This is a genomic window from Pantoea sp. T14 (assembly GCF_036663535.1).
GTDB lineage: Bacteria > Pseudomonadota > Gammaproteobacteria > Enterobacterales > Enterobacteriaceae > Pantoea > Pantoea phytostimulans.
On the sequence record NZ_JAWUEB010000027.1, the window covers coordinates 78,049 to 90,581 of the forward strand.

Annotated in this window: 9 protein-coding genes; 3 read left to right on the forward strand and 6 right to left on the reverse strand. The window is 55.7% G+C overall.

Annotated elements, in window-relative coordinates:
- Nucleotides 1-99: 99 nt before the first annotated feature.
- On the reverse strand, nt 100-1,185 hold the full coding sequence (locus tag SC127_RS18390) for an iron-containing alcohol dehydrogenase family protein (protein WP_243078283.1): 1,086 nt from the start codon (nt 1,183-1,185) through the stop codon (nt 100-102).
- Nucleotides 1,186-1,516: 331 nt separating this feature from the next.
- Here SC127_RS18390 and dinG point away from each other — a divergent pair, with 331 nt between their 5' ends.
- Both dinG and ybiB read left to right on the forward strand, forming a co-directional pair.
- Nucleotides 1,517-3,679, forward strand: coding sequence for an ATP-dependent DNA helicase DinG (dinG, locus tag SC127_RS18395; protein ID WP_332627411.1), 2,163 nt, complete (start codon nt 1,517-1,519; stop codon nt 3,677-3,679).
- 29 nt (nt 3,680-3,708) lie between these two features.
- Nucleotides 3,709-4,677, forward strand: a complete 969-nt coding sequence (ybiB, locus tag SC127_RS18400; RefSeq protein WP_332627413.1) for a DNA-binding protein YbiB — start codon at nt 3,709-3,711, stop codon at nt 4,675-4,677.
- A 1-nt stretch (nt 4,678) separates the two neighbouring features.
- Here the strand turns inward: ybiB and SC127_RS18405 are convergent, their stop codons facing one another.
- From SC127_RS18405 to hutH, 3 genes are all read right to left on the reverse strand, one after another.
- Nucleotides 4,679-5,836 carry a M20 aminoacylase family protein gene (locus tag SC127_RS18405; protein ID WP_332627415.1) on the reverse strand — a complete coding sequence of 386 codons (1,158 nt, stop codon included), beginning with the start codon at nt 5,834-5,836 and terminating at the stop codon, nt 4,679-4,681.
- 387 nt (nt 5,837-6,223) lie between these two features.
- Nucleotides 6,224-7,909: a urocanate hydratase gene (hutU, locus tag SC127_RS18410; protein WP_243078279.1), complete on the reverse strand. Its 1,686-nt coding sequence runs from the start codon at nt 7,907-7,909 to the stop codon at nt 6,224-6,226.
- Between the two features lie 10 nt (nt 7,910-7,919).
- Entirely contained in the window at nt 7,920-9,479 is a 1,560-nt protein-coding gene (gene hutH, locus SC127_RS18415; protein ID WP_332627418.1) for a histidine ammonia-lyase, read from the reverse strand.
- Nucleotides 9,480-9,794: 315 nt separating this feature from the next.
- Here hutH and hutC point away from each other — a divergent pair, with 315 nt between their 5' ends.
- Entirely contained in the window at nt 9,795-10,550 is a 756-nt protein-coding gene (hutC, locus tag SC127_RS18420; RefSeq protein WP_215847254.1) for a histidine utilization repressor, read from the forward strand.
- On the opposite strand, the gene SC127_RS18425 is transcribed toward hutC, so the two are convergent.
- Nucleotides 10,534-11,073: a HutD/Ves family protein gene (locus SC127_RS18425; RefSeq protein ID WP_332627420.1), complete on the reverse strand. Its 540-nt coding sequence runs from the start codon at nt 11,071-11,073 to the stop codon at nt 10,534-10,536. The two genes, hutC and SC127_RS18425, sit on opposite strands and share 17 nt — an antisense overlap.
- The gene (locus tag SC127_RS18430; protein ID WP_332627422.1) at nt 11,070-12,425 is read right to left on the reverse strand and encodes a formimidoylglutamate deiminase; all 1,356 of its coding nucleotides are present in this window, start codon (nt 12,423-12,425) and stop codon (nt 11,070-11,072) included. The genes SC127_RS18425 and SC127_RS18430 overlap by 4 nt, the downstream gene beginning before the upstream one ends.
- Nucleotides 12,426-12,533: the final 108 nt, after the last annotated feature.

Consider the following 12,533-nt stretch of genomic DNA (forward strand, 5'->3'; position numbering starts at 1 on the left):
GCTTGTCGCCGAACGATGTTGTAAAGCGGGGTAGCCGTTACGGCCAGCAAAACGTGTTATGCCCGATTTACCGCAGTAAGCCGGGCATAAAGTACAAGATTAAACCTGCTCTGCTAACGTCTCTACTCGCTGAATAGCGGCCAGCAGACGCGCTTCATTCACCGGTTCCGCCATCATGGCCATGTCTGGTGCGTGTACCGATTCTTTGATTATCAATGCCCGTTCGGTGTCGTCCAGTGAGGCAATGGCTTGTAACGTCAGCGGGACGCCGCAATCGCGTGCGAGCCGCATCTCATTCAGCAGTTCCGCGTCGGGGCGATTTTCCAGCGCCAGCAGGCAGAGATTACCGAAACCAACCAGCAGCCCATGACCAAACTCACGGGTTTTATCACAGAAGGTAAAACCTTCATAAATCGCATGGGCCGCAGCGGCATGCGAGCCATTGCTCATCAGCGACGTTAAGCCTGCCCAGGTAAAAATCGCATCCAAAACCTGATCTAACGCCGCGCTACTTTCGCCATTTAACACGGCCTGATAGGCATTCGGGCCTTGCTCTGCAATGACGTCGTAACAGATTTTGCTGTGTGCCAGTGAAGAGCGCGCATTGCCATCACGGGCGGGATGGCGTTGGCTGACCGCCCGAAACTCATACCATTTTGCCAGCGTGTCGCCCAATCCAGCAGCTAACCAGCGCGCCGGCGCTTTTGCCAGTAACTCACTGTCGATTAACACCGCAGCAGGCGCTTGTGGTAAGGGAAAGATATCGAAAAAATTGCCGTTGTCGTCATAGCGAATCGCTAACGGCGTGACCGCTGAACAGGTTGCGGCGATAGTGGGAATGGTCACCAGCGGCAGCCCGATTTGCGCCGCCACCGCTTTGCAGGTATCCAGCGACTTACCGCCACCCACACCGATAATCACCTCTGCTGCTAATTCCGTTGCCAATGCGGCTAAGCGATCAATGTGCGTTAGCGAGGTTTCTCCGCCGAACCACTCTTGCGCCAGCAGCGTTACGCCTGCGGCCTGCAACTGTTCACGTACCTGCGTTTCAACTGCTCGCAAAGCTTGATGACCGCCAATCAGCACGGCTCGCTGCCCCAGGCTGGCGCACAGGCCGCCAAGCTGATTTAACACGCCTGCACCACGCAGTACGCGAGCGGGAAAGACAAGGTTCATTTCATGCATTCTGTTTTTCCAGATCACCGAGGCCGGGCAGATCGCACAGCATCTCAAAAAAATAGTGTTTATCTGCGGCGAAGTCATGCCGCTGATATCGCAGGGCAAAGCAGGCATCGACTACAGCAAAAGTCGGCGTGATAATCAATCTGATCTGCCGCGACAACTGGCCATAATATTTTATTTTTTACGCTGTGCAGCCGTGAAAGAGTGAACATCACAACGCATGAAATTCTGAACATGACGCGAAAAAATCACAGCGAAAGCTGACGCCGTCCAGACACTGTGTAAAAATACAGGCAATTTCCTGTAGTAGAGCGTTCCTGGTGGTAATGAAACAATGGCCCTGACAGCAGCAATAAAAAGCCAGATAGCGCAGTGGTATAAAGCGCTGCAGCAACAGGTGCCTGACTTTATTCCGCGCCCGCCGCAGCGGCAGATGATCGCCGAAGTGGCGAAATGCCTGGCCGGTGACGATGGCCGTCATCTGGCGGTCGAAGCGCCAACCGGCGTCGGTAAAACCCTTTCCTATCTCATTCCCGGCATTGCGGTGAGCCGTGCTGAAGAGAAGCGGTTGGTGATCAGCACCGCCAACGTGGCGTTGCAGGATCAGATCTTCACCAAGGATCTGCCGCTGCTTAAAAAAATCATTCCCGATCTCACCTTTACCGCTGCTTTTGGCCGTGGTCGCTATGTTTGCCCGCGCAATTTGGCCGCACTGGCAGCGGATGACGAGCAGCAGGGCGATCTGCTGCTTTATCTGGATGACGAAGCGATCAGCAGCACTAAAGAAGAACAAACCCAATGCGGACGCTTGCAGAAGTCGCTGGATCGTTATCAGTGGGATGGTTTGCGCGATCACAGTGAAGACAACATCAGCGACAGCTTATGGCAGCGGCTTTCTACCGATAAAGCCAGCTGTCTGGGCGCGCATTGCCGCTGGTATCGCGAATGCCCGTTTTTTGTCGCCCGCCGTGAAATTGAGCAGGTGGATGTGGTGGTGGCAAACCATGCGTTGGTGATGGCGGCAATGGAAAACGAATCGGTGTTGCCGCCTGCTAAACAGCTGATGCTGGTGCTTGATGAAGGGCATCATCTGCCCGAAGTGGCGCGCGATGCGCTGGAAATGAGCGCTGATATCACACCCGGTTGGAGCAGCTTGCAGCTCGACCTTTTCGTGAAGCTGGTGGACAGCATCATGACTCAGATGCGACCTAAATCGCCGCCGCCACTGACGAATCCTGAACGGCTTAAAGCGCACTGCGATGAGCTACGTGAGCTGCTCACGATTATGAGTAACGCACTCAATCCGCTGCTGCCTTCGCATAATCAGCCCGGCGAATTCCGTTTTGTGCTGGGCGAATTGCCGCAGGAAATCCTCGAACTCTGTGCGCGCCTGTTTAAGCTCAGTGATGCGCTGCGAGGCTTAACCGAAGGGCTGATCAACGCGCTAAGCGAGCAAACGGGCAAAGTGGATCTGGTGCGGTTGCACCGCAGCCTGTTGCAGCTCAATCGTCAGTTTGGCTGGTTTGAGTCGGTGAGCAAATTATGGCGACTGGCGGCGTTGGAAAAAGCCTCTGGCGCGCCGGTATCAAAATGGATCACCCGAGAACTGCGTGAGGGTCAGGCACATTTGCTGTTTCACTGCGCCGGCATTCGCGTCAGCGATCAGCTGGAAAAAATGCTGTGGCGGAAAATACCGCATGTGGTGGTGACATCCGCCACGCTGCGTTCGTTGAACAGTTTTAATCGCTTGCAGGAGATGTCTGGTCTGAATGAGAAGGCTGGCGATCGCTTTGTGGCGCTCGACTCGCCGTTCAATCATATCGATCAAGGCAAGCTGGTGATTCCGCAGATGCGTTACGAGCCCGTCATGGCTAACGAAGCAGAGCACATTGCTGAGATGGCGGGATTTTTCCGTCAGCAAATGCACGAAGAGAAACACAAAGGGGTGCTGGTGTTATTTGCCAGCGGCCGTGCCATGCAGCAGTTTGTCGCCTGTTTGCCCGATTTGCGTCTGTCGATGCTGGTGCAGGGCGATCAACCGCGCAGTCGATTAGTGGAGCTGCACCGCAAGCGAGTGGAAAAGGGCGAAACCAGTATCCTGATTGGCTTGCAGTCGTTTGCCGAAGGGCTGGATTTAAAAGGCGACCTGCTAAGTCAGGTGCATATCCATAAAATTGCTTTTCCCCCGGTGGACAGTCCGGTAATTTTAACCGAAGGTGAATGGCTAAAAAGCCTGAAACGCTATCCGTTTGAGGTGCAGAGTTTACCCAGCGCTTCATTTACGCTGATTCAGCAGGTCGGACGCCTGATTCGCAGCCATCAATGTTATGGCGAAATTGTCATTTATGACCGCCGTTTGTTGAGCAAAGCATACGGCAGCCGCTTGCTGGCGGCGTTACCGGTGTTTCCGATTGAGCAGCCAGCAGCGCCCGAACCTGCAAAAATAATAAGCACACCCACGCAAACCGTGCGTAAAAAACGTCCCACGCGGCGCTAAATGGTCGCGCACTTTAACGGAAGCGAGTGATGGAACTGAATAAGATTATTAAAGAGATTGGGCGTGGAAAGAATCACGCGCGTGACATCGGCTTCGATACCGCAGTGGCGCTTTACAGTGCAATGCTGGCGGGCGATGTTCCCGATCTGGAGCTGGGCGGCATTTTAATTGCGCTGCGTATTAAAGGCGAAGGCGAAGACGAAATGCGCGGCTTTTATCAAGCGATGCAAACGCAAATGATGACGCTGCGTGCACCCGTTGATCGTCCTATGCCGATTGTCATTCCCAGCTACAACGGTGCACGTCGTCAAGGCAACCTGACACCTTTGCTGGCGCGGCTGCTCAACCAGCTCGGTTTTCCGGTGCTGGTGCATGGCGTGAGTGAAGATGCCACGCGCGTAACCAGCGAAGCGGTTTTTGCTGAACTTGGTGTACAACCTGCGACCACACAGCAGCAGGCGCAGGAAAAACTGGATAACGGCGAGTTGGTGTTTATCACCATCGACAACCTTTGCCCGCCCATGGCAAAACAGCTGTCGCTGCGCTGGCGCATGGGCGTGCGTAACAGCGCGCACACGCTGGTCAAATTGGCCACCCCGTTTGGTGAGCGTGAGGCGCTGCGTCTTTCCAGCGTGTCGCACCCAGAATATGTGCCGCGCGTGGGCAAATTCTTCAGTGATATTGATGCGCCAGGCCTTTTACTGAACGGCACTGAAGGTGAGGTTTATGCCAATCCACAGCGCTGTCCGGCAATCAGCTACATTCACGGCGCAGAAACGGAAGCAGAGGTGTGGGTTGAACGTCAGCCAGAAGTCACGCTGGAACTGCCAGGCGATAAAACAGCTGCCGTGACGGCGCGTTGGATTGACGCGGTGTTGGCGAAACAGCGACCGGTGCCAGAAGCGCTGCGTTTGCAGATCGCCTGCTGTTTACGTGCCAGCGGACAAAGTGACTCGCTGGACGCGGGATTACAGCGCCTTAGCGAGGCGGGTTATTAAATCAGGCTTTTGGCAGCGCCTGTTCAACCAGGTTCTGCCAAAATTCAACGCCCAGCGGAATCAGCGCATCGTTAAAATCATAACGGGCGTTGTGCAAAGGTGCCGACGGCGTTTCGCCATCCACACCTAGCCAGAAATAGGCACCCGGACACGCTTCCATCATGCAGGCAAAATCTTCTGATGCCATGGAAGGATTAACCTGCCATTTGACGTTCTCTTCGCCAAACGTGTTCAGCGCCACTGCGCGCACCTGTTCCGCTGGCTCAGCGTGATTGGCCGTTACCGGATAACCGGGTAACCAATCGATTTCTCCGCAGACGCCAAACGGTTTCGGCAGAGTACTCACAAAATCTTCAATTAACTGACGTACCCGATCGCGCACGTCGGTTTGCAGACAGCGCACCGTGCCGCGCAGCTTTATCTGTTCGGGAATCACGTTGATTGCCTCGCCGCCGTGGATTTGCGTCACGCTCACTACCGCAGAGGCCAGCGGCGACAGGCGGCGTGAGGGGATTGTCTGTAACGCTAAAATCAGTTCTGCAGCGACCACCATCGGATCGGCACCACTTTCTGGCATTGCCGCGTGGCAACTTTTGCCATTCAGAGTGATTTCAAAGGAGTCAAGCGAAGCCATCATTGCGCCAGGATTCACCGCCAACGTGCCCAGCGCCATACCTGGCCAGTTGTGCATGGCATAAACCGCATCCATCGGAAAGCGCTGGAACAGACCTTCTTCTACCATTTTCCGCGCGCCGCCAAGGTTCTCTTCAGCAGGTTGGAAGATGAAGTGCACCGTGCCGCTGAACTGACGCGTTGCGGCCAGTTGTTTTGCGGCAGCAAGCAGAATGGCGGTGTGGCCATCGTGTCCACAGGCGTGCATGACGCCAGGTTGCGCAGAGCGCCACGCAACATCACCTTTTTCGGTGATAGGCAGGGCGTCCATATCTGCACGTAAGCCAATTACCGGACCTGCACCATTTTCCAGCGTGCCAATCACTGCCGTTCCCGCTAATCCACGAAAAACGTGCAGGCCAGCCAGTTCGAGCTGTTGAGCGACAACATCACTGGTTTTGTGCTCCTGATAGCCGAGTTCAGGTTCCTGATGAAACTGGTGGCGCCAGCGCAGGGCATCTTCAAGCAGAGCAGGGGAAAGGGTCATGCAGAAACGCGCTCCTTACGGATTGAGAAGATTTCACTTTAGAGGTCTGGCGAGCGCACGTCTATTGCCGAAACAGGGAATTTTGGCTATAGGCTAAATCAAAATGGAATAAGTAATAAGGAAGTGCGATGGGTTTGAGTCAGCGTAGGCGCGCAGAAAGTGAAGCGCGCGCGGTCCCCCATCCCAGCCTCGCCCCGTGAAGCGGGAGAAGGAGACGCTGCCACAGGCAGCTTTACTACTCGCATATTGCAGCATCTTCCTCCCCCATGTATGGGGGAGGATTGAGGTGGGGGCCAAACGACCTCGCACTCAAGAGGATTGAGGTGGGGGCCAAACGACCTCGCACTCAAGAGGAGCGAGGTGGGGGCCAAACGACCTCGCACTTCTTTACTTCTGCATCGGCAGATTCAGCCCATGCGCCTTAGCACAAGCTTGCGCTTGCTCATAGCCTGCATCAGCATGGCGCATCACACCGGTGGCAGGATCGTTCCACAATACGCGACTCAGACGTGCATCGGCGGCTTCGCTGCCATCACAGACAATGACCACGCCTGCATGCTGTGAGAAGCCCATGCCCACACCGCCGCCATGGTGGAGGCTGACCCAGGTAGCGCCGCCCGCCGTGTTTAGCAGCGCGTTGAGCAGCGGCCAGTCAGAAACGGCGTCGGAACCATCTTTCATCGCCTCGGTTTCACGGTTTGGCGAGGCAACAGAGCCGCAGTCCAGATGATCGCGCCCAATCACCACCGGCGCTTTGAGCTCACCGTTGCGCACCATCTCATTAAAAGCCAGCCCGGCACGATGACGTTCACCCAAGCCTAACCAGCAAATACGTGCAGGCAAACCCTGGAAGGCGATACGTTCCTGCGCCATATCCAACCAGCGATGCAGGCTGGCATGCTGTGGGAATAGCTCTTTCAGTTTGGCGTCAGTTTTGTAGATATCTTCTGGATCGCCCGAAAGCGCAACCCAGCGGAACGGGCCTTTGCCTTCGCAGAAGAGTGGGCGAATATAAGCCGGCACAAAACCTGGAAAATCAAACGCATTTTTCACGCCTTCATCCAGCGCGACCTGACGAATATTGTTGCCGTAATCAACGGTGGGAATGCCCATATGACAGAAGTCGAGCATCGCCTGTACGTGCACCGCCATTGATGCGCGCGCCGCTTTTTCTACCGCCTTGGGATTGCTGGATTTCTCCTGCTGCCAGCGCGCCAGATCCCAATCAATCGGCAGATAACCATTAAGCGGGTCATGCGCTGAGGTTTGATCGGTGACGATATCGGGGCGTGGGCCGCCCGCTTTAGCGCGTTTCACCAGCTCCGGCAAAATCTCTGCCGCGTTACCCAGCAAACCCACGGAAATGGCTTTTTTCGCTTGGGTCGCTTCTGCAATTAGCGCTAATGCTTCATCCAGCGAGGTGGCTTTGTGATCGACATAGCGGGTGCGCAGACGGAAATCGATACGTGATTCCTGACACTCAATCGCCAGCACACAGGCGCCCGCTAAGACACCTGCTAACGGTTGTGCGCCGCCCATACCGCCTAAGCCTGCGGTCAAAATCCAGCGTCCGCTGAGGTCGTTGTTGTAGTGCTGGCGACCCGCTTCAACAAACGTTTCGTAAGTGCCTTGCACGATGCCCTGGGCACCAATGTAGATCCATGAGCCGGCTGTCATCTGGCCGTACATCATCAACCCGGCTTTATCCAGTTCGTGGAAGTGATCCCAGTTAGCCCAATGCGGAACCAAATTCGAGTTTGCCAGCAGGACGCGCGGCGCATCGGCGTGAGTACGAAACACACCGACCGGCTTACCCGATTGAATCAGCAGCGTTTCATCAGGTTTTAACACTTCTAAAGAACGCAGGATCTGCTCGAAGCATTCCCAGTTGCGCGCCGCTTTACCGATGCCACCGTATACCACCAAATCTTCCGGGCGCTCGGCGACGTCGGGATCGAGGTTGTTCTGGATCATGCGGTAAGCCGCTTCAATCAGCCAGTTAGCGCAATGCAGTTCGTTACCGTGTGGTGCACGAACTTCGCGTGCTACGGCCTGAGACAGGGTTTCGCTCATTACAGGTTCCTTATTCAGCAGACGTTACAGCGCGCATACTCGGCAGCAGCGCAGTCAAGGATTGAGGCCAGGCGGTGCGACTTGCCCACTGACGCATGGCGTCGATGTCAGGTGCCAGCAGGCGATCTTCCTCAAGGAAAGCCACTTGCTCGCGAATGGTGCTGATTTCCTGCTCGATTAAGGCCGAACTTTGCAGCGGACGATGGAATTCAATGCCTTGTGCTGCCGCCATCGCTTCAATGCCGACGACCGCAGCGGTGTTAAAGCACATGTCGCCCAGACGGCGTGCGGCGTAAGTCGCCATTGAAACGTGATCTTCCTGATTAGCGGAAGTTGGCAGGCTGTCAACGCTGCCCGGATGCGCCAGAGATTTGTTCTCAGATGCCAGCGCTGCCGCTGTCACCTGCGCGATCATAAAGCCCGAGTTCACACCGCCGTCGCGCACCAAGAAGGGCGGTAAGCCGGATAAACCAGTATCGAGCAGCAGCGCCATACGGCGTTCAGAAATAGCGCCCACTTCAGCGATTGCCAGGGCGAGAATGTCAGCCGCGAAGGCCACCGGTTCAGCATGAAAGTTGCCGCCGGAAATGACGTCACCGGACTCGCTGAACACCAGCGGGTTGTCTGATGCGGCGTTGGCTTCAATTTGCAGGACGCGTGCGGCGTGGCTCAGGTTATCCAGACATGCGCCCATCACTTGGGGTACGCAGCGAATAGAATAAGGATCCTGTACGCGACCGCAGTTAGCGTGCGAACCCAGAATTTCACTGCCTTCAATCAACGACGTCACTGCGGCGGCAACCGCAATTTGACCTTGCTGACCGCGTGCCTGATGAATGCGTGCATCGTAGGGCTTCAGCGATCCCTTGATCGCTTCCAGCGACAGCGCGCCCGCCATGAGTCCCGCTGCGAACAGATTTTCTGCTTCGAATAATCCCCGCAGCGCCAATGCGGTAGAGACCTGCGTGCCGTTGAGCAGCGCCAAGCCCTCTTTGGGGCCCAGTACGATGGGGGTTAATCCCACTTTGGCCAGGCCATCAACGGCAGAAATCAGCTCACCGTTAACACGGACCTGACCTTCACCTAATAACATCAGCGACATGTGCGCCAGCGGAGCCAGATCGCCAGACGCACCAACCGAGCCTTTTTCGGGGATGCAAGGCATGATGCCCGCGTTGAACAAAGCCAGTAGCGCATCAACCAGTTCGATACGCACGCCAGAATGTCCACGCGCCAGGCTTACGATCTTGGTAGCCAAAATCAGGCGCGTTACGTTATCCGGTAGCAAATTGCCCAAGCCGACACTGTGTGATAGCACCAGATTGCGTTGCAGATCGGCCAGACGTGACGTGGGAATTTGCGTCTGTGCCAGCTTGCCAAATCCGGTATTAATGCCATAAACCACGTTGCCAGAGGCGACGATGGTGTCAACGGTTTGCTGTGCCTGCGCGATGGCGTTACGTGCCTGGTCATCAAGACTAAGCGAAACACCACCTTGATAGATTGCGCGTAACGTAGCGAGATCCACCTCGCCTGGAACCAGGCGCAAATGCTGAGAAGAGCCTGACATAACCTACTCCTGTCTATACAAGTTTGCTGGGGCTGTTAGCCGCTGTTAAGCGCATTGACCCCGCGGATTTATTCGAGTGAAGCATATGGGTTTAATCTTGTCTATCCTTGTATATACAATTAGCAAGGGCTGTGCCAAACCGATCACAAAATTCATGCTTGTTGTCATCTGTGGTTGCGCTGTTTTTACCGCAAGGGTTTGCACTGCAACGATGCGCCAGCTGCACTACCAACGTGCATCTACCTGATATGGATGTATATACATTTGCAGGTTGAGACAGTAAACTCGGGGTATTATCAGGATAAGGAACAGCAAATGGTCGAGCATACGGCGATAGCACAACTGGCTGCGGCCATGAGTGATGAACCCGCACCGATTTATCAGCGCGTTAAACAGGCAATCGTGAGTCAGATTCGTGAAGGGCACTGGAAAGCGAATCAGCGCGTACCGTCAGAAAGCGAGTTGGTGAATGAGTTGGGCGTCAGCCGCATGACCATCAATCGCGCGCTGCGTGAGCTGACTGGCGAAGGTTTTTTAGTGCGAATGCAAGGCGTGGGCACCTTTGTCGCGGAGATGAAAGGTTACACCGCGATGCTGGAAGTGCATAACATCGCCGATGAAATCGCCCAGCGTGGGAATCTACACAGCTGTAAAATCCTCGCCATCGGTCAGAACAAAGCCGATCCCGAGCAGGCCGCCGTTTTAGGGCTAAGCACTGGGCAAACCCTTTACCATTCGCTGATTGTTCATTATGAAAATGAGCTGCCGGTTCAGCTGGAAGATCGCCTGGTCAATCCGCTCGTGGCACCGGATTACCTGACGCAGGATTACCATACCTTTACGCCTTACACCTATTTGATGCGCGTCGCGCCACTGACGGCGGGCGAACATATTGTTGAAGCGGTATTACCGGATGCGCGTCAGCGTAAACATCTGGCGCTGGATGAGCACGAACCTTGCTTGCTGATCCGCCGCCAGACGTGGAGCGATACCAAAATCGTCACCTATGCGCGTTTACTGTATCCGGGTTCACGCTACAAGCTGCTGGGCCGATTCAAAGGACACGGCTGAGGCGGGTAAACAGCAGCTGCGCATCATCGCCTAAAGGCGTCAGCTGCAGCGTTTCATCCATCCACCAGACGCCCTGCTGGCGAGAAAGTGTTTCTCCGTTCGCCAGCTGCCATTCTCCGCATAACACCCACGCCACACCGTTTTCACTGCCAGCCTGTTTTGTCACCACCGCAACTGAAGATTGCCAGACATCACGCCGCGTCATGATATTGAAATCTTCACTGGCGCCCCCTTTAAGGCTGGCTTGCAGTGCCCACTCACCAGGGAAAGCCCAGGGTTGATGGGGGATCAGGCGATGCTGCAAAGTCGATGTACTCAGCAAGACGTCATCACCGTGCAGCAGCGTGATAACCCGATCCACCCCTGGAAACAGTGAAAAATCCCCGTCCGCGGCAAGGGTGGCGATACTGGCGCGCCAGCCGAACTGCGCTTCACCAAGCGGAAAGCTGACGATCTCGCGCGTTTCGCCGCCGCCGTTGCGCCAGCGGCTAACCGGTAAATCAGCATAGGAAAAGCGCTTCATCGTAGTGCCGCCATGGCCTGTTTGAACCGCGCGGTGCAGGCTTCTTCTGCGGCATGATGACCGTCCTGGATAACGGCATTGCCCGCAACATACACATCACGAATCTGATCGCGCTGTCCGGCAAACAGCCAGCGATTGAGCAGGGCGCGATCGTCAATATGGCTAAACCAGGCATCATCCTTGAGCACCAGCCAGTCGGCGCGTTGCCCCACGGCGAGTCCACCGCTGCGAATGCCGCACGCCTGCGCGCCACCTTGCGCCGCCTGTTGCCATAACAGATCGCCCACCGAAGCTTGATGAGGCGTGGTGATGCGATTACGTCGGCGGTCACGCAGACGCTGCCCATATTCCAGCCAGCGCAACTCTTCCTGGGCGCTGAGCGAAACGTGGCTGTCGGAACCGATGCCCCAACGTCCGCCCTGCGCGATGTAATCAACGGCGGGAAAAATGCCATCACCCAGATTAGCTTCTGTTGTTGGGCACAAACCCGCTACCGCACCGCTGGCTGCGAGTCGGCGAACTTCTTGCTCATCCAGATGTGTAGCGTGGATCAGGCACCAGCGCGCATCAACCTCAAAGCGGTTCATCAGCCAAGCCACCGGGCGCTCGCTGCTCCACGCCAGACTGTCATTGACCTCTTTTTCCTGCTCAGAGACGTGAATGTGCACCGGCAAAGCGGCGTCGCTGGTTGCCAGCACCTCGCGCATCTGCGCTTCGCTCACCGCCCGCAACGAATGAAAACAGAGACCTTGATTGTGCAGCGGCTTATTGCGCAGGTTGCTTTGCAACCAAGCCTGCTGCTGCAGATAGCGATCGGTTTGCTGAATAAAACGTTTTTGCCCGTCTGAAGGTGGCTGCGCACCAAAACCGCTGTAGCTGTAAAGCACCGGCAGCAGCGTTTGACCGATGCCAGCTGTCTCGGCTGCGTAAATCAGCTGCTGTAACATCGCATCATCAGGATAGGGCGCGCCATGCGGGTCGTGGTGCAGATAGTGGAATTCAGCGACCTGGCTGTAGCCGCCTTTCAGCATGTCGATGTAAAGCAGCGCGGCAATGTCGCCAACCTGTTCGGGCGTCAGGCGCTGCACCATGCGGTACATCAGATCGCGCCAGGTCCAGAAGCTGTCTTGAGGATCGCCAGCGACTTCTGCTAATCCCGCCATCGCACGTTGAAACGCATGTGAATGCAGGTTTGCCATCGCGGGGATCACGTCGCCATGCAGGGGCCTCGCCTCTTGTGCCTGACTGTCGGGAATGATTGATTCAATGAATCCAGACTGATTGACTGAAATACGCACCTGCCTGCGCCAGCCTTCAGTAAGCAGCGCGCGGGAGGCAAAAAAAGTCGCCATGGTTGATCCTCAACGGATGTGGTTGTATATACATATACATACTTTGATGCGCAGTGTAAATCTCAGGAGCGATGAGGTGACAACAGCAGATGACTTATCAATAGACAG